This is a genomic window from Sulfurimonas sp., from assembly GCF_028694605.1.
GTDB lineage: Bacteria > Campylobacterota > Campylobacteria > Campylobacterales > Sulfurimonadaceae > Sulfurimonas.
The window spans coordinates 64,892-85,391 of sequence record NZ_JAQVKP010000009.1; the positions used below are offsets into that span (position 1 = coordinate 64,892).

Below are 20,500 nucleotides of genomic sequence, written 5' to 3' on the forward strand. Positions count from 1 at the left end.
GCCAAAATGGCAACTACAAAATTTAAAGGCACAGAAGTAAATCTTTTAGGAAATCAAGTAAATGTAGGTGATAAAGCACCTGAAGTTACAGTTGTAAACTCGGCAGGTTTGGCTGATGTAGTAGTCGGCGGCGCACAAGGTGTAAAACAGCTTATCATCGTTGTTCCTTCTCTTGACACCGGTGTATGTGCGACTGAAACTCGTAACTTCAATGCAAAAGTTGCTTCGCTAGAGGGTGTAAAATCGACTGTTGTTTCTATGGACTTGCCATTTGCATCAGGCAGATTCTGTGCGGCTGAGGGAATTGATAAGCTAACTGTTGCATCTGACTTTAGAAACAAAGATTTTGCTAACGCTTATGGTGTTTTGCTTGGCGGTTCAGTTCTTGCAGGCGTAACATGTAGAGCTATTTTTGTGATTGACGCAAACGGTGTTGTAACATACAAAGAAATCGTTCCTGAAATCACAGAAGAGCCAAACTACGAAGCTGCTCTTGCTGCTGCTAAATAATTTTAACTACATCTAAAAAGCCGCTTCTTCTCCAAAGCGGCTTTTTTTTAATATCTTTTTCCCACACATTCTATAAAATCTTTTTCGCTCAAATCTTCTATAAGTGTTTTAAAATTTTTAATTGAAAAAAGCTTTACATCATCGCCTTTAAGGGCTTTTAGCTCATTTGAAAAACCATTTTTTGAGATGACGATAAAAATATCGGGCGTAATTTCAGCTAAACGGCACTGCTCTTGCAGTTTTGTGAGTTCGCTTTTTTTTGCTTTTTGGGTGGAGTATTTACATATTCCTGCAACAACTTTGCCGGATTTTGTCTTTGCCAAGATATCGATTTGTACTTCTCTGTCCCAGTAGCTTCCAATCTCTGCGATAGGGTCGTCTTTGAGGCTTTTTTTGATAAGCTCATGTGAGAGTTTTTTAAAAGTCAGCTCGTAAAACTCACTTTTACGGTTTGCAAACGATTCCATTGCCTCTTTAAAATCACCCTCTTTGATGGTTTTAAAATATGGAGAGACAAAAGCAAACCAAAAACGCATAAAAGGCGTGTTAAAGTTCAGTTTTTCATCTATTTTTTCATCTTCATTTGGCGGTGATTCAAGTGAGTATTCCCTCTTGAGAAGATTTTTAGAGCAAAGTGAGTGGATGACTTTTTCACCATCAACCCTTGAAATTCTGGCTCTTTTGAGTGCGGAATGAATTCTGCCGTCTCCTACCGCAACCGCACTTAAGAGGGCATGGCTTGTTTTGTCGCTTTGTGTGAGTTTTGTAATATCTCCGTGAATGTAGGTGTAATTTTTCAAAACTTTACTCTCAATGAGCGCATCAAGAGGCTTGCTTATGTCAACACTCCAGCCCATACCGCCAAAAACAGAAAAATACTCTAACGCATGTTCTAACTCTTGGGGCTTATTTTGAAAACAAAAGGAGCGAAACTGTTCTAAAAATGAAGGGTGTTTTGCCATAGGAAAGCCTTTGGTTGTTTTTTGAAATTATACTTGAATATATGATGGTTTTTAATGCTAAAATTGCATCTGTCTTTGCTCCTCATCGCTTAACAGGATAAAGCAGTCCCCTCCTAAGGGATAGCTCGAGGTTCGATTCCTCGTGGGGAGACCACAAAAAAGAGCAACAAATGCTATACTTCACTTATGATAAATCTATACGCCAATAAACAGCTTGAGATTATTGTTCCTAACACTAACAAGGCGTTAGCGGTTGTTTTAAAAGAGGCTGCTCCAAAAGAGATGGAGATGATTTTAAAAAGCAGGGATTTAGCCTCTGTTTTAGGGTCTATTTTAAAAGAGAGTGCGCAAAACAGCGATGCTAACACCACTCTTTTGGGAGTTCTAAAAAACAATCCGACCCTTAAGAGTTTGGGTAGCTTCTCAGAGACGATTAAAGAGCTTCTTCAAGTTCTTGAGGATGAAAAAAATCCTCTGCCGATGCAGGGTGTTTTAAAAAAATTTCTTTTTGATATAAAAGAGGTAAACGAACCCGCCCTCAAGCAAAAATTTGAAAATTCCGGTGTTTTTTTGGAATCCAGACTTAAAAACGTACAAAATCCTCAAATGGAGCTCAAAAATCTGCTGCAAGAGCTTGAAAAAACTGTCGCAAAAAGTGATGTACCGGCTGCAAAACTAGCGCTCCAAACGATTAAAGAACTTTTAGCTACACCAATACTAAAAGAAGCAAATCTAACATATGTTACGGAGACGCCAAAAGTCGATAAAGCCGCATTAGTACGTTTGGCAAAAGGGGTTGAAGAGGTTGTCTCAAAGCTTGGCGAAGCAGCAAAAAGTACAGATGTTCTACACACAAAAGCCTTTGAGAAGCAACTCGCAAAACTTGTTGTATTTACCAACCCTCAAAAACTTGAAGTACAAGAGAGTGTCAAAGAGATTTTAGCGCAAGATTTAAAGGCTGTTTTGCTTCAGGCAAATGATGAGATGGCAAAGTCCTCACACCCAAACCGGCAGGAGATTTTAAAGCAGATTGATAAAGCGCTGCTTCAGATAGACTATTTTCAGCTTTTGTCACATCTCTCAAACTCCTCATCGCTCTATCTTCCTTTTTCATGGGATGATTTGGAGGAGGGAAGTATCGCTATAAACAAGGATAAAAACAGTGCGTTTTACTGTGATATCGACCTCATGCTCAAAGAGTACGGCACACTAAAACTCAAGCTTACACTCTATGATGAAAACCAGATAAATATCCATATCTACTCCGATAGCATTACACTAAAAGAGAGAGTAAAGGAGAACATCGCATCCTTGCGCAGTGTACTTATAGAGGCGCAAATCATACCAAGAGAGATTCGTATCTTTGATGCAACCAAAAATAATCCGCTTTTAGCGTATGGGAGTGAGCAAAGAGATATTGATATGGGATTTGAGGTAAAAGTATGAAAAAAGCGGCGGCACTCAGATATGATGCAGCAAAGGAGAATGCGCCCCGCGTGGTGGCAAAAGGGCAGGGAAATACGGCAGAAAATATTATCAAAATCGCTGAACTTCACAATCTGCCGATAAAAAAAGATGAAGACCTTATAGAACTGCTCTCAAAAGTAGAGCTTGATAAAGAAGTACCAGAAGCTCTATATAAGGCAGTTGCGGAAGTTTTTGCTTTTATTTATAAGGTGAGTAAAAAATAGAGTTAAAGATCCATTTGGGTAATGTCAAGCCCTTTTTCCTTGAGTTTTCTTCCAAGTTCTAGAATTCTGGCACTATATTTCTCACTCTCCATAAACCCTTCATACGCTCCCATTTCTCCATTTTGTACCTGCGTGGCGATGGCTTCTGAGTGCGTAATTGCTTTTTTTAGTTCCTCGATAAGATACTCAATCGTGTCTCCTAAAAGTTCTTCTGCTTGCATGGTTTCTCCTTGATTTATAATGTCTATTGTAGCAAAAACATACTATAATTTGTTATTATGTAATGAGGTTATATATGGAAAATATCTATTTAGGACGTCAGCCCATTCTGGATAGAGATGGAAACCTTAGTGCATACGAGGTTTTGTACTCAGAAGAAGAAAAAGCAGACAGTTATGCGCACAATGATTTTCGCTCGGCAATGGTTATTAGCACCATTTTAAACAAGCTTGGAACGAACGAGGTACTTGGAGAGCGCAGAGCCTTTATCAAGATTGGTGAAAAATTTCTTCTCAATGACATTGTTTTTACTATCCCAAGCCGGTTTTTTATCTTCTCTTTACTTGAAGATGTGCCTATGGGTGAGCGTGTTGTGGAGAGGCTGCAACAGCTTAAATCAAAAGGTTTTATTTTAGCGCTTGATGAGATTGCGCTTGATGCAAATACGGTACAAAAGTATAAAGAGGCATGGAGTGAACTCTCTTATGTAAAAGTAAATATGCATGCTCCGTTTATAAACAACAGCGAAACAAAAGAGATTATTGAGCAGATAAAGGCGATGGGAGTAGTTGTTGTCGGCACAAAGATTGAAGATGAACAAAAGCATGCGATGGCGCTGAGTTTGGGATGTGAACTTTTTCAGGGTTACTTTTTTGCGGAACCAAAAATTTTTGAGGGTAAACAGTGCAACCCATCACAGGCAGATATTTTAAGGCTCTACAGGCTGCTTATGGAAGATACAAATATTGATGAGATAGCGGCAGAATTTGAGAAAAATCACGCTATTACTTTACAGCTTCTTCGCTATATCAACTCCGGTATTTTTCATTTTCAAAAAAAGATAGCGTCCATCCACCACGTTTTGGTACTTATGGGAAGAACGCCTCTTGCGCAGTGGCTGATGTTTATGATTTATGCAAAAGCAGTTGCCAAAGGCGGTGAAGTCTCGCCTCTTGTGCTTATGGTAGAAAACAGAACAGAACTTATGCGTTTAATCCTGAAAAAACTTCAGCCAGATGCCGGCAGCAACATGCTTGGTCAAGCTTATTTTGTCGGTGTTTTGTCGCTCTTAGATACTATTTTTGGGAGAAAAATCGAAGATATTTTAGAGGAGCTTCACGTAGATGATACTGTAAAAGATGCGCTGCTTTATGAAAAAGGGGTGCTTGGCGATATATATGCGCTTGTTAAGGATATAGAGCAGTTTCATACGGATAAAGTCGCTCTTTTTGAGAAAAAATACAACCTTCAAGAGGAAATAATCGATGATTTGGTGCTTGAGAGCATGAGACAAGCGGTGCTTTTTGAAGATGCAACGAAAATATAAAAGAGATAGAAACAGTGAATAAAAGAGATTTTGCCGCACTTTCCATTAGCAAAGAGATGCTTTGCAACCTTGGTGAGATAGGCTTTACCGAGATGACACCCATCCAAGAGGCTAGTTTGCCCTACATCCTAGAGGGCATGGACGTGATAGCTCAGGCAAAAACGGGAAGCGGAAAGACGGCGGCGTTTGGAATCGGGCTTCTTAGCAGGCTTGATGTTAAGAAGTTTCGTGTTCAGTCTTTGGTGCTTTGCCCAACCCGCGAACTCGCCGATCAGGTGGCTAAAGAACTACGGCTTCTTGCCAAATTTACGCACAATATAAAGATTTTGACGCTTTGCGGCGGTGAGGCTTTTGGTCCCCAGCTTGGCTCACTTCGTCATGGTGCGCATATCGTAGTGGGGACACCGGGAAGGATTTTAAAACATCTAAAAAAAGGGACGCTTCTGCTTGAAGATGTGACGACACTTGTGCTTGATGAAGCCGACAGAATGCTGGATATGGGTTTTAGCGATGAGATAAATGAGGTTTTGGATTTTGTTCCAGAGTCGCGGCAAACACTTCTCTTCTCTGCAACTTTTGCAGAGGAGATTTTATCTGTCAGTGCATCAATACAAAAAGATGCTATAAGTGTAAAAACAACCCATCATGAAGTTGCCAACAAGATAACAGAGCGGTTTTATGAGGTGCAAAATGGACAAAAGATAGATACTCTCATCAATATCTTGAGTAACTTCAAGCCTAACAATGTTATCGTGTTTGCAAACACAAAGGCTGAGGTTATAGAAATAGCCGAAACTTTACAGAAAAATAGAATCGATGCACTCGCAATTCACGGCGATTTGGAGCAGTACGAGAGAAATGATGTGTTAGTGCAGTTTGCTAACAAGAGTACTCCGGTGTTAGTGGCAACCGATGTTGCGGCACGAGGACTTGACATCAAAGAGCTCTCTATGGTCGTCAACTATGATTTGCCGCATACGCAAGAGACCTACACACACCGCATCGGCAGAACGGCTAGAGCGGGAGCGGAGGGGTTGGCATTTACGCTTTTTGCTCCTTACGAAGAGGAGAAGACAGAGGAGTACAGAAGTCAGAACCGTATCTTTGAAGATGCGCAGAGCCTAGAGAGACATAGCGGTTTTGAGATGAAGCCGCAAAATATCACGCTTGTTATCGAGGGCGGTAAAAAAGATAAAGTTCGTGCAGGAGATATTTTGGGCGCACTTACGGGAGAGGCAGGACTAAGCGGCAGCTCCATCGGTAAGATAGATATTTACGACAGACAAAGCTATGTTGCCATAGAAGCTTCCAAGATAGATGAGGCGTATGAGAAACTAAAAAATGGAAAAATCAAAGGAAAGAAGTTTTCGGTTTGGATTCTTTAAAATATCTTTCCCACTATCCGGAGGCGATAAGAAAGCAGGTTTTAGAGCTTATAGAGCAAGAGAAACTGGCACATCACCTCAAAACAAAATATCCAAAAGCACATACTCTGAAAACGGACAAAGCACTCTTTGCCTATGTAAATGAGATTAAGAGCGCATTTATAAAAAATGCGCCGACTTTAAGCAAGGTAGTTTATGACGGCAAAATCAATGTTATTCATAACGCCTTGGGTACCCATCACATCATTTCAAGGGTACAGGGCATAAAACTTAAGAGCAAAAATGAGATTCGCATCGCTTCGATTTTTAAAAATGTTCCGTTGGAATTTTTGGAGATGATAGCAGTCCATGAGCTGGCGCATTTTAGAGAAAGAGAGCATAATAAAGCATTTTACAGTCTCTGCCGATATATGCAACCGTCATATCATCAAGTAGAGTTTGATGTTAGATTGTATTTGACACAAATAGATATTTTTGGCAAGATAGAAGATTGGAGCTAGCTAAATATGAGAGAAGAGACGAGTTTAGCCATAATTCGCGCTGTTGCAGATGCGCAAAAAGATTTGATAGTGATATTTCAAGAAAAAGAACCCATTTTAGTCAATAAAGCTTTTGAGAAATTTTTTGCCGTTGCGTCACTAGAGCAGTACAAGCAGGAGTTTGGTCCGTTTGTGCGAAACTTTGTCCCGCATCCCTCGTACTTTCATGGAGAAAAACTAGAAAAAGGAGTAAACTGGATAGATGAGATTTTGGAGTTAGACGCAGCGCAGCGCCTTGTAAGTATGGTTACACCGACTTACGAGCCGCATGCTTTTTCTGTTTGTGTCCAAAAGATTGAAGAGTATGCTGTCGTGACATTTAGCGACATCACACAAACGCTTATCAAACGCATTATGATTGAGAACAACACAAGCGTAGATACAAAAAGCGGAGCCTACTCAAAAAACTACTTTACACAGATAGCCCAAAGCTTCCAAGATGCTGCACTCTTTAACAAAAAAATCATAAGTGCGGTACGCATAGAGGCAAAGAAAAAAGATGCTACAAAACTAAGAGATGATGAAGTGCTCTTAAAAACACTTACACATAACCTCAAAAGTGTTACCCGCCAAGATGATATGCTTATTAGATGGGATGATAACACTTTTGTGGTTCTCTATCTTGTGGACAACAGCGCAAACTCTCAGATAATGCTAGAAAAACTGCAACTGCTCTCGCAAAAAAAAGAGAACGACCAGATGGAGTGTCTGCTGCAACACTTCATCCAAAAAGAGGACGAGAGTATTAAAAGCTTTAGTTCAAGGATTGGTTTGTGATTTTCAAAGGTAGAGGTTAATCCCCAACCTCTGCAATTTTAGCATCAAAATCTTCTGAAATCGTGTCAAACTCGTTTTGTAAAATCTCTAGCAGTTCAAACATCTTCTCTACCTCTTTTTGCTCCATTGAGACGAGTTTTGAGAACTCTATGATTTTAAAGCTGTCTCCCTTTGTTGTTGCTTCAAGAAGCTTTTTTTGGTGGGATGCGACTGTTTCTTCGCTTTTTATGATGGAAGCTTCCATCTTCTCTATCTTTTTCTTTATGGGAGAGACGAGTTTGTTTTTGTTTCTTACCAAATCGGCTTTTGTTTTTTTGTTGTCTTTAAAGCTGTTTTTTGGTTTTGGCTTGATGAAATCATCCTCTTCTTCCTCTTCCCAGCCCATTTTTTCCAAGAAGAGGTCGTAGCCGCCGTCAAAATACTCCGCACCGCTTCTTGTAAAGACGATAAGCCTGTCGCACACGCGGCGCAGCAGCTCTTCGGAGTGGGTTACGATGATAACGGAGCCTTTGAAGTTTTGAATCGCTACGGTTAGTGCCTCTATGGAGTCCATATCTAGGTGGTTTGTAGGCTCATCCAAAAAGAGAAGATTGACATTGCGTGCCAAAATCTGACCCAGCATGACACGGCTTTTTTCGCCCCCTGAGAGAAGCGAGACTTTTTTGTCGGCACTATCGCCGCTAAACATCATAGCCCCCGCGATGCCCCTGATAGTTTGTGCGGAGAGTTTTGTGTTTGCGGAGTGAATCTCATCTAAAACGGTGCTGTTTGGATGCAGTCTTGCGATGTTTGTCTGTCCAAAGTGTGCAAATTCCGTAGTCGTGTGCATGTGAACTTCGCCGCTAAGTGCTTTTAACTCTCCTGCGATGGTATTTAGAAGTGTGGATTTACCTTTTCCGTTTTTTCCGATGATGCCAAGACGCTCTCCCTTTTGTAGTACAAAAGAGATATTTTTGAACAAAATATTGTCCGGCGTATATCCAAAAGAGAGATTTTTTACATCAAGCAGTACTTTTGCAGGCGTATCTTTGTAGTTAAACTCAAACTCAAGCGTAGAGTCATAGCCCAAATCTTCAAGCAAATCCATCTTTTCAAGCTGTTTTACTTTTGACTGTGCAAGAGCGGCGGTTGAAGCACGTGCTTTGTTGCGGGCGATAAAATCTTCAAGTTCTTTTACCTTTTTGTCTTGAGAAATTTTCTGTTTCTCGTAAAGTTCTTCATTTGCTTTTAACTGGTCGTAAAATTTATGTGTATCACCCTGAATGATGCTCAGGTTTCTGCGGATAATCCCCATCGTATGCGTAGTTACACCATCCATAAAGTCTCTGTCGTGGGTGATGATGATAACCTCGCCCTCAAAGGCTTTTAAAAAGTTTTTTAACCATCTAAGCGAGAGAATGTCGAGGTAGTTTGTCGGCTCATCCAAAAGGAGCAGATTCGGCTCCGTGACAAGCAGTTTTGCAAGGTTGATGCGGATTTGATACCCGCCTGAGAATGAGAGCGGATTTTTATCCAAATCCTCCTGCGTAAAGCCCAAACCAAATAAAATCTTCTCGACACGGTAGATATCGTACTTCATATCCTCTTCAAGTGCAAGTGCCGCCTCTTCTCTAAGAGTGCTCTCGCTAAACTCCAAATACTGCTTTAAGGCACCTATCTTATACCCTTTTGGGATAACTACTTCACCGCTATCGGGCGTCTCTTCGCCAAGGATAAGTTTAAAAAGCGTTGATTTACCGCTGCCGTTTCTACCGACCAAACCGACTTTATTGCCTGGGTTTAGTTTAAAGTTAAGATTGCTAAAAAGCTCTTGTTTGCCGAAATTTTTTGAAATATTTATAAGTTGTATCATCTGTTACCTTTTTATCTCTTCTAGTATCCACTGCCATTCGCCATAGCCGCCGGCTGTATTTATATGCCCAGCATTTTGTAAAACTTTCATCTCTATTTTGAGTGCATTTTGAAGTTCTGCCGCCTCATCTTGCGACATGTATGGATCGTTTGTTGAGGTGATGAGAAGTGCCTCTTTTGCATAGAGTTTTTTAGGGACATGGCATGGAAAAAAACTCTCAAGCTCTTTGATGTTGCATCCAAAACTAGGCGGAGCAACAAGAAAAAGCTTCTCAAGCTCCATAGTAGCGCCGCCGCTACAAAGATGAAACCAAAGCGTGTTTGCGATGGAGTGGCAGACAACTACATTTGGCGCAAATGCCGCTATCTCTGCTCGAAGCTCCCCAAGCCAGATATCTTTGTTTGGAAAATCAATATTGCTAAACTTCAAAAAGCTCACACATCCGTAATCTTTTGCAAGTTCACACGCCAACCGGCTCTGCCAGTGGGGAAAATCGCTTCCGCCCCAGCCATGAAGAATCAAAACTCTTTTCATGCAATCTGTGCGAGTGCGCTCTTTACTCTTGCTATCGTCTCATCTTTGCCGATAATCGCCATAACACTATCAAGCCCCGGACCACTCATTTTGCCTAAAAGTGCCACTCTGAGCGGCTGTCCGATTTTGCCAAAGCCGATGTTCATCTCTTTGACGACCTCTTCCATAAGATGGTGATAGTCGCTTGGAAGATGAAGCTCATCTGCCGCACTTACTTTTGCGGCAAAGTTTTCAAGCACTTCGCGTGCATCGCCTTTAAACGCCTTTTCAACGGCTTTTTCATCCAAACTCTCAGGAGCTATGATGATTTCATTTACAAGCTGTGCCATCTCTTTGAGCGTTTTTGCGCGCTCTTTGAGTGCGTCAAGCAAAATCTCTTTTTTGTCATGGGATGTAAGCAGCAGCCCATACGCTTCTAGCAGCTCTGCCAACTCCTCGTTTGGTGTGTTCTTGATATAGTGGGAGTTGAGCCACTCAAGCTTTTCGGTGTTGTAGATGGAAGCGGAGCGGTTGATGTTCTTAGGGTTGAAACACTCCATCATCTCCTCCATAGAAAAAATCTCCTGATCCCCGTTGCTCCATCCAAGACGCACTAAAAAGTTGAGTAGTGCTTGTGGTGTGTAGCCCATCTCTTTGTACGCCATAACATCCGTTGCACCGTCTCTTTTGGAGAGTTTTTTGCCCTCGTGGTTGTGAATCATCGGTACATGGTAAAACTTCGGTACGCTAAATCCGAGTGCTTCATAAACCACTATCTGTTTTGGCGTGTTGGAGAGATGGTCATCTCCGCGGATAACTTCTGTTACGCCCATAAGATGGTCATCAATCGCCACGACAAAGTTATATGTAGGTGAACCGTCACCTCTTGCGATAACAAAATCATCCAAAATATCTTCCGCTTTAAAAACAACATCACCTTTGACGCCGTCATGGACGACTATTTCGCCGCTTAGAGGTGCTTTGATACGGATAACAGGCTCTATACCTTCAGGCGGAGTGCCGTTAAATTCACGGTATCTGCCGTCATACTTTGCCCGTTCTTTGTTGGCGGTCTGCTCCTCCCTAAGCGCATCAAGCTCCTCTTTGGACATGTAGCATCGATACGCCTTGCCCTCATCCAAAAGCCGTTTGATATAGATAGCGTAGATATCGTCTCTTTGGGATTGGTAGGTTATCTCGCCGTCATGTTCAAGACCGAGCCAGTGAAATGCTTTTACAATCGCCTCTGCCGCCTCTTGCGAGTTTCTTGCCTTGTCAGTATCTTCAATGCGAAGAAGAAACTTGCCGCCGTTTTTTCTTGCCCAAAGATAAGAAAAAAGAGCCGTTCTCAAACCGCCGATGTGCAAATAGCCCGTAGGACTTGGAGCAAAACGAGTTACAACCATAAAAAAAGCCTTCTATTTAAGTTGCGTAATTTTAAGCAAACATTTGTTAAAAGCGGGTAAAATAGCCATCTTTAATTCAAGGGTACCTAGAGGCACCCTTAAGAGGAAATTATCATGTTTAAAATAGTCTTGGTACCGTTTTTATTTGCCACACTCCTGAGCGCAGAACTGATTAACGGCGTGAGTGCCGTTGTCAAGGGAGAGCCTATAACACTTCAAGATGTTAGTGGTGAGATGCGCCTCTCAAAAACCGATGCAATGGCAGCAAGAGATATTTTGATACGTAAAAAGCTTGAAGCTGCCGAGATTGTGGAGAGAAAAATCAGCGTTAACTCTACTGAGGTGTATGAAGATATCAAAAAAATGGCTGCTTCAAACAAGATGAGTATTGACCAGCTCTACGATACGGTTCGTGAGTCCAATGGCCTAAATTCGGCAGAATTTAAAGAGAAAATCAAAGAGAAACTTCTCTCACAAAAACTCTACTCTGCTATAGCCTACGCATCAATGGAAGCTCCTAGTGAAGAGGTAATGAAAGAGTACTATGAGCTTCATAAAGAGGAGTTTTCCCGTCCGAAAGCTTTTGTGGTAACGTTGTACTCCTCATCAAACGAAGAGGCACTCAGAAAAAAAATCGCAACGCCTGTTTTATCTTCAAGTGAAGTAAAGATTGAGGAGAGAACGCTCCCTTATGACACTCTCTCCCCAGAACTAGCACAGCTTTTGGAAAAAACAGAGCCTAAAAGTTTTACTCCTATCATTATGGATCAAAAAGGGGCGTATATGAGTTTTTATGTTAAAGAGACTCAGAAGCCTTCTAAAAGCAGTTATGAAGAGATGAAAAGCCAGCTTGCCAATCTTGTTATGGGTGCAAAAAGAGAGCAGGTTTTGAGCGATTATTTTGCAAGGCTACGGGGGAACGCCGATATTGTGCTTATTCGAGAAGCAAAGTAGATGTTAAGCGATATTAATTTTATCAATATCGCCAAAGAGATAGCTACTGCTTCAAAGTGTGTCTCAAAACAGGTGGGAGCTGTCATCGTTAAAGACGGACGGATTCTCTCCACCGGCTACAACGGAACGCCTGCGGGATATATAAACTGTCGTGAGCATTGGGATGGCAACTATACCTCAGAACATCACGAGTGGTCTAAAACATACGAAATCCACGCAGAGATGAATGCCATTATCTGGGCGGCAAGAAAAGGGATAAGCGTTGAGGGAGCTACTATCTATGTGACGCTTGAGCCGTGTAGCGAGTGTAGTAAAAATATCATTGCTAGCGGTATAGAGCGTATAGTGTATCTCAAACCCTACGAGCATACACACTCAGAGGTAATCTCAAAATTTATCAAAGACAACGGCGTAAGTATAGAAAAACTTGGAGAAGAGCAATGGTAGAAGATAAAGAGTTGCGTGCAGAAATCGGCAAGCATCTGATGCAGCCGGAGAACTACGGCAAACTTGAGGATGCGTCATGTGTCGGCGTGGGGATAGACCATGCGACAAAAAGTTATGTGATTATGTATATCAAAAGAGACGAAGAGAGCATCTTGGATGTGATGTTTGGAACAAACGGCACACAAGACACAACGACACTTGGCTCGCTTTTTACGGAGATGATAAAAGGCGATACTGTAGAAAACGCACTTGAAACTGCTGCGGCGTTAGAGAAGGATTTGCAAGAGAGTTACGCATCGCTTCCAAAGCCAAAGGTAGATACTTCAAAGCCTGAAGGTGAGCAGGTGGAACGCATCTCAACAGAGCATCAAGACAGCGCAAATATGGTACTAACCGCTTTTCGTGCCGCAATGCGTCACTATGAGCGCAAACAGGGGGGTATAGAAGAGGAGCAGTTTGAGCTAAGTATCTCAAAAATGTGTCCCTACTCTACTACTGAGTGCCATTTTGTCAAAAAAGAGGTTAAGTGATGGTCAATGTTGTTTTATATATCCACATACTGGCAGCAACAGCGTGGATTGGCGGCTCTTTGCTTCTTTTTGCGCTTGGCATACTTCTTAAGGGCAAAGAGGCGCAAGCACAAACCTATGAGTATCTTGGACCCATCTATGGCTATTTTGAGACTTTTTGGCTTATTGTGCTTATAAGTACAGGCGGTTTTCTCTTTTTTCATTTTAATCTTATTTCGGTGCTTACACTCGATATAAACGAATCAACGCTCGGCTATATGATGGGTAACAAACTTTTTTATGTAGGCACTATTACGCTTCTGACTATTATCCATATGCGCATTGCACTCAAAACGCATAAAAACACTCGTACTACACTCCAAAAGATAGTCTCACGTGCCAGTTCTATGATGATTTTTCTGCTTAACCTAGTTGTGTTGTGGTACGCAATGCAGCTAAGACATATACTCTCATAAGGTCAAAAAATGGTTTACGAACTCTCAAATCCACTGACAAAAACACTGATTGCGCATCTAAGAGACCAAAGCAGCGATGCGCTTAGGTTTCGACACACCATAGGCGAGATTACCAAACAGCTACTCTATGAAGCACTTAAAGAGCCGTGTTTGGTTAAAAAAAGTATCACGACATGGCGTGGTAAGGAGAGCTACGAGGTGATAGACGAAGCAAACATCATAGTCGCAACGGTTTTAAGGGCAGGCATGCCGATGCTTGATAGTGCCGTAGATGTGCTGTCGGGGGCTTCTGCCGGATTTTTGGCGATGAAGAGGGATGAGACTACACACAAAAGCGTTCTATACTACGACAGATTGCCTAAGTGCAAGGGCAAAATCGTTATTTTGGTTGACCCGATGGTCGCAACGGGCGGCTCTATGATGGACGCACTAGAACTTATCTCAAAAAGAGAGCCGCTTAAGATAATAACGCTAAACATCATCGGCTCTCCGGAGGGCTTAGAAAAAGTAAGCCACGCATATCCGGAAGTAGATATCTACATCGCACAGATAGATGAAAAACTAAACGATGACAAGTTTATCATCCCAGGGCTTGGAGATGCGGGAGACCGCTCTTACAATACTCCGGAATAATGGTTATTGAGCTAAAAAGCGTAAGTGCAAGGGAGATTTTAAACGCTTTTTTTGCACTGCAAATAGAGTCGGGAGAGATTGTCGAAGTATCGTTGCTAGACACCGATATAGACTATTTTGGCTACAAAACCTTTGTCGATTTGGCACAGCTTTTTACCATGAAACTCCTTACACCATTTAAAAAAGATGAAACAACCACAACCTTAAGATTTCAAAAACTTGCAACGGATAGCTCATTTCACAACTCTAATGACACAGGCAGTGAAAAGTACGGCGTACAAAGCCAATTTTTTGCTATCGATAAAACAAAAGAGTTCAGTTTTTTATACCACTACCAAAATGCACTCGAATTTGTCGATATCAAAAACAAAAAAAGAGTTTTAAACCTCGGTGTCAACAGCGGCGATGAGTTTGTAGTTATCAAAGAGATACTCGGACATGATATATTTGAGAAGATAGAATTTGTCGGTATTGACTACTCCGCTTCAGCCATAGCTTACGCAAAAGATGAGTTTAGAACAGATAAAAATGTAGAGTTTTTTTGTCATGATATCAACAAACTAAATGAGCTAAACTTAGGAAAATTTGACCTCATTATCTCAATCGGCACATTGCAAAGCTCCAACATAGAGTTTAACGCCACTTTTATGTCTCTTTACCAAAACTACTTAAGTGAGAGCGGCAGCATAGTGCTTGGTTTTCCAAACTGCCGCTGGATAGACGGCGAGATGATATACGGTGCAAAAGCCCCAAACTACAACTTTAGCGAACTTAGTCTAGTTTTAAAGGATATCCACTTTTGCAAAAAGTATCTCCAGCAAAAAAAGTATCGTGTAGTCGTTACAGGGAAAGATTATTTCTTTTTGAGCGCAAGGAAAATAGGGTTTAAAAAACCATAGGGATTGAACCCCCCCCCATTTTCCAATCCCAAATAAATAGGGAGTGGATAAAATGGAGATTTGTTTGCAGGATAGATTCTAAATTAAGATTTGCTTTCCGGTGATTTTAGTTCAATTATTTTTTCAATATTGAAATAAAATCTACCTCCTTCTTCGCTAAAAGGGATTGTTCCGTCCGTCTCAGTTTGAACAAATACTTTTTTCCCTTCTGCAAGCAAAAACGGGCGATTGTTCTCATAGAGAAAAAAACGGTTTCTTAAATATTTTTTTCCTTTGATTTCTTGTGTAATATAGTAATTTGAATACCCGTTATGCGCAAACCAATTCATATCGGTTACCGGAAATGCAAAATACCCCTTTGCCCTACGATTGATAGTTAAGGCGACTTTGCCTTCTTGTTTATTGCCATATATAAAATACTCATCTACATATAATCTACTGCCATCTAATTTGGCAATATCTAAAAATGTCAATGCTAAATCTTTATCTTTTTTATATAGCGGATTATATCTACCGGCAGGAAGTAGCGAGACACCTGCATTATTTGCAACACCGGCTAATTTTGTATAATCAGTTGCTGTATTTAATGCAGTTGTAATAGCAGAAATTATTAGACCGGCCAACCCATTATTGCCGTCTAGCCCTTCGTATGAGTAAGCATACGCATTGCTTTGCCACAACTCCTCTTCTGTCTTGGCGTCAATTAAAGAAAATGACAAGCCGACATCTACGTGACTATCCATCACGGTATAGCCAGTATCCCAAGCATTAATATCAACATATAAAATAGCATCCGGTGCAAAAATATCCTTTAGTTTTGAAACGGGTATGCTATGAATTATATTAGTGTCTGATAAGTTTTCACTTTTAAAAAAAGAATCTACCAGATGCACCGGGTAAACATAGTAACCTTTCTCTGCGAGCGGTTTGGTTATAGTATAGCGAAAATGATCCGTGGCATCCACTGATGTGGTAGTGTTTTTCGCCGGCAATACTAAGATTGATTTTGTGTTGCTGGCATAAACTTTTGGATAATAATCGCCTAAAGTAATCTTAGAAACTTTTGGCGCACAGCCCGTAAATAATAATAAAGCTACAGCAAATATACTAGATGTAAAAACTATTCTACTCATTAATTATCTCCATAAAGTTTTTTGATTACTCTGTCAATAAATGTGCTTGATTCAGGATAAGTGTTTTTCTCAAGAAGAAAGTACTTTTTAGCTTCCGATGGTTGGTTAGATTCAAACAGTACCTGAGCATACTCTGCATAAATTCCCGGAGGAACTCTCATATCTTTTGATTGAGATTCTTCTATTATATGTTTAAGCTCTGCCGAATGCTTCTCGAGCACCTCTTTTTCATGACCTTTTAAAGTATATTCACCCGTACTTGCAACATAATTGCCCCAACTATACAGAGGTTTTGGCTGCTCAACACATCCGCTAAGTAAAAACATTGCCATTGAAGGTGCTATTAAATATTTTATTGTTTTTTTCATGGCAATTCCACCATAACAGTATTGGTTGAGCCAATATAAACAGTTTTATCCATAATTAAATTTCCTTTATCGTCAATAACAGATATCTTTACGCTTCCGCTCGTGACCTCATAAACATTGTTGCTATCATGGCATTGCACCGCTTCTTTTGCTTCTGGGTCTTTTGCGCATGAATCAAGCTTAAAGGTATATTTGTCATTCACTGTTACGGTGTAGTTTTTAAAAGCGCCTTTTTCAAATTTTAAATATGCTACATCTCTTGTTTGGTACGTAGTTTCTTTATAGCCACAACCGGAAAAAAATATTGCTATTGCTAGCGTTAATAATTTAATATTATTTTTGAACATACAAATCCTTTACTGATGCGGCATCTAAATTACCATTTACAACTTGACAAACAGAGCCTTCATCAGTGTAAGTGTTGCCAAATTGACTAACAACTTTTATTGTCGCAACTTTAACTCCCGGCAATTCTATCATCATCCCTGTTTGCGGGTTTTTAATACTTTTACCATTTTGATAAACATCAAAACTATCTCCAATGCGCAATCCTTGCTTTGCGCCACCGGCAATAAGTGCATTTCCATTTTCTACCGAAAGCACGTAAGAACGCCAAGGTTTGTTAAGTAAATTTTGCATAATTCCATCTACAACACTTGAAATAGCGGCTGAAATTGCCTTATCGTTGAGTGTAGAATCATATCCGACATGTTTACCAAGTCCAAATGATGTTCCGGCTTCACTTAAAGCTTCTCCGCTTCCTTCTTGTGCAAAAATCACCTGCCCGGTTTTAACATCTATAAGCCTCACACTTACCTTTGCATATGCCATCTGTGTTTTAGAGCGTGAAAAAACATTTGTATCAGATATGTTTTTGCGACCAAACTCTGTAACAGAACCAACAATCAAATAATCCGAACCAATTTGAAGCGATTGCAAATTAAAGGTGGTTATTTCTTTGTTGATAGTATCAATATCGCTGCGTTCAAGCAAAATAAACTTTCCGGATTGCGCAAGTTTTGCCGATAAAATATCCGTTGCCTGCTTCTCTGCAACATAATCACTGTTTACACCAAAAAGAGCTGATTTTCCATATTGTGCTTCATTGCCAAATCTTGCAATAGCTACTTTTCGTTTTAATTCAGGCTCTTGCTTAACCACAGATATCTGTGGCTGAGTGTTTGTGGGTTTTTCAACTTTTACGACATCTGGCGTCGATACACCGCAACCCGCCAACATAAACACCAAGTTGCTTCCTATAACCAAATTTAAATACTTCTTCATGTTAACCTCCAAGAAGAAAATACTATCTGAAACAATCTTTAATAAATCTTATTTATTAAAGATTAATAAATACTAACTAAGTGGTGCCTCTAAAATTTGATAGAGAGATAAAAACTAATCTCAAACTTACTATCCTCGCTTAGATAGTTGTTTTTTTTGTATATAACATAAGGCGGTTTTGTCGTGGTTTCGTACTCGCTCTTTGGGAGCCACTCGTGGTAAACCCACTGTATAAACTTGAGCATGTCGCCTTGCTCTCCCACCAAATCAAACTTTGCATAAATCCCATCCGAGATGTTGAATTTGGGTAGCCTGTCGCTCTTAACCTTAGTGCCTTTTTCTACCACCACACATGCGACATACTGGCACTCTGCAAGCGGCGTTACGGTCGGGTTGTCATGAAAAAGAGCAATCTGTTTGTACTCTGTTATGTTATTGCTAAAAATCCAAGTTTGCAGCTTTTGCCAAGTACGGCTTATCTGTGCATTGTAGCCGCTGTGTCTTATGTAGTACGCTTCAATCAGCGGCATTTTTACTATGGTAGGCTCAATGTGATCAAATTTTGCGGTTGATTTTCTGGCTTTTTTGGATTGTTCTATGATATCTTGCGAAAACTTTTTGTATCCGCCGCTCTTCCACTCTTTAGGTGTCATGCCAAAACGCTCTTTAAAAACCCGTAAAAAGGATGTCTGAGAGCTGTAGCCGCAGATATTTGCCACATCGCTGATGGTCGAATATTTATTTGTAAGAAGAAGATTGGACGCTTTTTGCAGTCGGATGGATTTTATGCTCTCATAGATGTTTTTTGAAAATATCTCTTTAAAAATCCTGTGCATATGAAATTTGCTGACTTTCAAGTCCTCGCTCAACTCATCCATATCGATATTTGTCTCTATGTGCGTGTAAATATAGTACATGATAGCATTGGCAATTTGTACTCTTTTTTGAAGCGTCTCTTTTTTCATGACAATAATTCTAGCAAAATATCTTTATTTTTAGTACAAAAATAGATATTTTATTTAGCAAAAATAGATAGTTTTTATAGCATAAAAAGTGAAGAATTTATTTTTTCAAAGCTATAAAATTTCGTTTAAATTTATCCGCAAGGTGCATGAGATGAAAAAAATCACAAAGATACTGGTTGCAAACAGAGGCGAAATCGCTCTAAGAATCATTAGAGCGTGTAAAGAGTTGGATATAAAAAGTGTAGCTATCTTCTCGGAGGTTGATGTTGAGGGGATTTGGGTAAAAAAGGCTGATGAGTGCTACCCGATAACCGGAGATGCGCTTCAAGCGTACCTTGACTATGACCGCATCATCACGCTTGCACTTAAAGCCGGATGTGACGCTATCCATCCGGGGTATGGTTTCTTGTCTGAAAATGCAGAATTTGCAGCGGCATGTGGGGAAAGAGGACTTATATTTATCGGTCCAAAACCTGAGCATATCGCACTTTTTGGCGATAAAATGGCTTCAAAAGTGGCGATGCGCGAAATCGGCGTTCCTGTTTTAGAGGGTACGGATGAGCCTATAGTTGACAAAGCAGAGGGTGCAAAAATCGCTGCAAAAATCGGTTTTCCTGTTATCATCAAAGCGGCATTTGGCGGCGGCGGCAGAGGGATGAGAATCGTAAAGAGTGCAAAACTGTTTGATGAGATGTTTGACTCTGCGACAAACGAAGCTAAAAAATATTTCGGAAAAGGGGATGTTTTCATTGAAAAATATGTGGAAAATCCTCGCCATATCGAGATTCAGGTAGTAGCTGACAAATACGGCAATGTTGTGCATTTGGGGGAAAGAGACTGCTCAATTCAGCGAAGACACCAAAAAGTGATAGAAATCGCTCCATCGCCTAGACTAAATCCCGAAGCGAGAAAAGAGCTTTACAGAATCTCTACAAAAGCGATGATGAAACTCGGTTACGAGAGTGTGGGGACGGTAGAGTATCTGCTTGATGAAGATGACAATATCTACTTTATAGAGATGAACACAAGGGTTCAGGTTGAGCATCCCGTCACTGAAATTATCTCGGGAGTGGACATTATCCAAAGAATGATAGAGATTGCAGAGGGCGATAAACTAAAGTACCTGCAAGAGGAGATTAAGTTTCGTGGGTACGCAATCGAGTTTAGAATCAATGCGGAAAATCCTCAAAACAACTTTATGCCATCAATCGGGACTATCACAAACTATATGACTCCGGGTGGTCCGGGGGTAAGACTTGACTCAAGCGTTTATACCGGTTATACCATCGTGCCAAACTATGATTCAATGGTAGGAAAGCTCATCGTTTGGGCGCTTGACTGGGAGGGTGCCGTTAAAAAAGCCTCAAGAGCTTTAGACGAGTTTTACATCGACGGCGTTATCACAAATCTTCCTCTTCATAGAGAGATAGTAAAAGATAAAGATTTTATGGAAGGCAAGCTAAACACAAGCTATTTGGACAAAAAGATGGAACTCTTCAACCTGAAAGCTACAAAAACGATAGCAGATGAAGAGAAAAAGACATCATTTATAGCAAGCCTTATCAATAAGATTAAAGAGCATAAGCTCATTGTAAGACACTAGGGTGGGCGGAGAGATTTTCTTTCTTTGGATACAATTTGAAACAAAAAT

Annotated in this window: 24 protein-coding genes and 1 tRNA gene; 15 read left to right on the forward strand and 10 right to left on the reverse strand. The window is 40.6% G+C overall.

The features are described from left to right. The first annotated feature begins 6 nt into the window (after positions 1-6). Positions 7-510, forward strand: coding sequence for a thiol peroxidase (gene tpx / locus PHY84_RS06885; protein WP_299858637.1), 504 nt, complete (start codon positions 7-9; stop codon positions 508-510). A 47-nt stretch (positions 511-557) separates the two neighbouring features. Here tpx and PHY84_RS06890 read toward each other — a convergent pair whose 3' ends face one another. Next, a complete protein-coding gene (locus PHY84_RS06890; RefSeq protein ID WP_299858638.1) occupies positions 558-1,472 on the reverse strand; it encodes a DUF234 domain-containing protein in 915 nt (304 codons plus the stop codon). A gap of 78 nt (positions 1,473-1,550) precedes the next feature. Here PHY84_RS06890 and PHY84_RS06895 point away from each other — a divergent pair. The 3 genes from PHY84_RS06895 to PHY84_RS06905 all read left to right on the forward strand — a co-directional run bounded on the left by PHY84_RS06895 (position 1,551) and on the right by PHY84_RS06905 (position 3,163). Further along, positions 1,551-1,626 (forward strand) — tRNA-Arg (locus PHY84_RS06895). Positions 1,627-1,658: 32 nt separating this feature from the next. Beyond that, positions 1,659-2,918 (forward strand): flagellar hook-length control protein FliK, encoded by a 1,260-nt coding sequence (locus PHY84_RS06900; protein ID WP_299858639.1) that lies wholly within the window; start codon positions 1,659-1,661, stop codon positions 2,916-2,918. Next, the gene (locus PHY84_RS06905; protein WP_299858640.1) at positions 2,915-3,163 is read left to right on the forward strand and encodes an EscU/YscU/HrcU family type III secretion system export apparatus switch protein; all 249 of its coding nucleotides are present in this window, start codon (positions 2,915-2,917) and stop codon (positions 3,161-3,163) included. The genes PHY84_RS06900 and PHY84_RS06905 overlap by 4 nt, the downstream gene beginning before the upstream one ends. Before the next feature lie 2 nt (positions 3,164-3,165). Here the strand turns inward: PHY84_RS06905 and PHY84_RS06910 are convergent, their stop codons facing one another. Beyond that, positions 3,166-3,384: a hypothetical protein gene (locus PHY84_RS06910; protein ID WP_299858641.1), complete on the reverse strand. Its 219-nt coding sequence runs from the start codon at positions 3,382-3,384 to the stop codon at positions 3,166-3,168. A gap of 74 nt (positions 3,385-3,458) precedes the next feature. On the opposite strand from PHY84_RS06910, the gene PHY84_RS06915 reads away from it, so the two are divergent. The 4 genes from PHY84_RS06915 to PHY84_RS06930 are packed head-to-tail and all read left to right on the forward strand — an operon-like array spanning position 3,459 to position 7,410. Beyond that, positions 3,459-4,709, forward strand: coding sequence for an EAL domain-containing protein (locus PHY84_RS06915; protein WP_299858642.1), 1,251 nt, complete (start codon positions 3,459-3,461; stop codon positions 4,707-4,709). A 14-nt stretch (positions 4,710-4,723) separates the two neighbouring features. Beyond that, on the forward strand, positions 4,724-6,094 hold the full coding sequence (gene dbpA, locus PHY84_RS06920; protein ID WP_299858643.1) for an ATP-dependent RNA helicase DbpA: 1,371 nt from the start codon (positions 4,724-4,726) through the stop codon (positions 6,092-6,094). Continuing rightward, positions 6,082-6,594, forward strand: coding sequence for a YgjP-like metallopeptidase domain-containing protein (locus tag PHY84_RS06925; protein ID WP_299858644.1), 513 nt, complete (start codon positions 6,082-6,084; stop codon positions 6,592-6,594). The genes dbpA and PHY84_RS06925 overlap by 13 nt, the downstream gene beginning before the upstream one ends. A gap of 6 nt (positions 6,595-6,600) precedes the next feature. Continuing rightward, a complete protein-coding gene (locus PHY84_RS06930) occupies positions 6,601-7,410 on the forward strand; it encodes a hypothetical protein (protein WP_299858645.1) in 810 nt (269 codons plus the stop codon). Positions 7,411-7,426: 16 nt separating this feature from the next. On the opposite strand, the gene PHY84_RS06935 is transcribed toward PHY84_RS06930, so the two are convergent. From PHY84_RS06935 to gltX, 3 genes are read right to left on the reverse strand one after another with little or no spacing between them, the layout of a single operon-like run. Further along, on the reverse strand, positions 7,427-9,262 hold the full coding sequence (locus PHY84_RS06935) for an ABC-F family ATP-binding cassette domain-containing protein (RefSeq protein ID WP_299858646.1): 1,836 nt from the start codon (positions 9,260-9,262) through the stop codon (positions 7,427-7,429). Between the two features lie 3 nt (positions 9,263-9,265). Next, positions 9,266-9,796, reverse strand: a complete 531-nt coding sequence (locus tag PHY84_RS06940) for an alpha/beta hydrolase (RefSeq protein ID WP_299858647.1) — start codon at positions 9,794-9,796, stop codon at positions 9,266-9,268. Continuing rightward, positions 9,793-11,181 carry a glutamate--tRNA ligase gene (gene gltX / locus PHY84_RS06945; protein WP_299858648.1) on the reverse strand — a complete coding sequence of 463 codons (1,389 nt, stop codon included), beginning with the start codon at positions 11,179-11,181 and terminating at the stop codon, positions 9,793-9,795. The genes PHY84_RS06940 and gltX overlap by 4 nt, the downstream gene beginning before the upstream one ends. A gap of 114 nt (positions 11,182-11,295) precedes the next feature. On the opposite strand from gltX, the gene PHY84_RS06950 reads away from it, so the two are divergent. The 6 genes from PHY84_RS06950 to PHY84_RS06975 are packed head-to-tail and all read left to right on the forward strand — an operon-like array spanning position 11,296 to position 15,099. Further along, positions 11,296-12,135 (forward strand): peptidylprolyl isomerase, encoded by an 840-nt coding sequence (locus tag PHY84_RS06950; RefSeq protein ID WP_299858649.1) that lies wholly within the window; start codon positions 11,296-11,298, stop codon positions 12,133-12,135. After that, entirely contained in the window at positions 12,136-12,582 is a 447-nt protein-coding gene (locus PHY84_RS06955; protein ID WP_299858650.1) for a dCMP deaminase family protein, read from the forward strand. Continuing rightward, positions 12,576-13,112, forward strand: a complete 537-nt coding sequence (locus tag PHY84_RS06960) for an iron-sulfur cluster assembly scaffold protein (RefSeq protein WP_299858651.1) — start codon at positions 12,576-12,578, stop codon at positions 13,110-13,112. The genes PHY84_RS06955 and PHY84_RS06960 overlap by 7 nt, the downstream gene beginning before the upstream one ends. After that, positions 13,112-13,567: a hypothetical protein gene (locus tag PHY84_RS06965; protein ID WP_299858674.1), complete on the forward strand. Its 456-nt coding sequence runs from the start codon at positions 13,112-13,114 to the stop codon at positions 13,565-13,567. Before PHY84_RS06960 ends, PHY84_RS06965 begins: the two co-directional genes overlap by 1 nt. 9 nt (positions 13,568-13,576) lie before the next feature. Beyond that, a complete protein-coding gene (gene upp / locus PHY84_RS06970) occupies positions 13,577-14,200 on the forward strand; it encodes a uracil phosphoribosyltransferase (RefSeq protein WP_299858652.1) in 624 nt (207 codons plus the stop codon). Then, the gene (locus PHY84_RS06975) at positions 14,200-15,099 is read left to right on the forward strand and encodes a class I SAM-dependent methyltransferase (RefSeq protein ID WP_299858653.1); all 900 of its coding nucleotides are present in this window, start codon (positions 14,200-14,202) and stop codon (positions 15,097-15,099) included. Before upp ends, PHY84_RS06975 begins: the two co-directional genes overlap by 1 nt. An 83-nt stretch (positions 15,100-15,182) precedes the next feature. Here PHY84_RS06975 and PHY84_RS06980 read toward each other — a convergent pair whose 3' ends face one another. The 5 genes from PHY84_RS06980 to PHY84_RS07000 form a co-directional block, all read right to left on the reverse strand. Further along, positions 15,183-16,232 carry a GNA1162 family protein gene (locus PHY84_RS06980; protein ID WP_299858654.1) on the reverse strand — a complete coding sequence of 350 codons (1,050 nt, stop codon included), beginning with the start codon at positions 16,230-16,232 and terminating at the stop codon, positions 15,183-15,185. Next, positions 16,232-16,600 carry a DUF4810 domain-containing protein gene (locus tag PHY84_RS06985; protein ID WP_299858655.1) on the reverse strand — a complete coding sequence of 123 codons (369 nt, stop codon included), beginning with the start codon at positions 16,598-16,600 and terminating at the stop codon, positions 16,232-16,234. The genes PHY84_RS06980 and PHY84_RS06985 overlap by 1 nt, the downstream gene beginning before the upstream one ends. After that, positions 16,597-16,947, reverse strand: coding sequence for a hypothetical protein (locus PHY84_RS06990; RefSeq protein WP_299858656.1), 351 nt, complete (start codon positions 16,945-16,947; stop codon positions 16,597-16,599). Before PHY84_RS06990 ends, PHY84_RS06985 begins: the two co-directional genes overlap by 4 nt. Continuing rightward, positions 16,934-17,884, reverse strand: a complete 951-nt coding sequence (locus tag PHY84_RS06995) for a CsgG/HfaB family protein (protein ID WP_299858657.1) — start codon at positions 17,882-17,884, stop codon at positions 16,934-16,936. Before PHY84_RS06995 ends, PHY84_RS06990 begins: the two co-directional genes overlap by 14 nt. An 89-nt stretch (positions 17,885-17,973) precedes the next feature. Continuing rightward, positions 17,974-18,849: an AraC family transcriptional regulator gene (locus PHY84_RS07000; protein ID WP_299858658.1), complete on the reverse strand. Its 876-nt coding sequence runs from the start codon at positions 18,847-18,849 to the stop codon at positions 17,974-17,976. A 151-nt stretch (positions 18,850-19,000) separates the two neighbouring features. Between PHY84_RS07000 and PHY84_RS07005 the strand changes: the two genes are divergently transcribed. Beyond that, the gene (locus PHY84_RS07005) at positions 19,001-20,452 is read left to right on the forward strand and encodes an acetyl-CoA carboxylase biotin carboxylase subunit (protein WP_299858659.1); all 1,452 of its coding nucleotides are present in this window, start codon (positions 19,001-19,003) and stop codon (positions 20,450-20,452) included. The last annotated feature ends 48 nt before the right edge of the window (positions 20,453-20,500 follow it).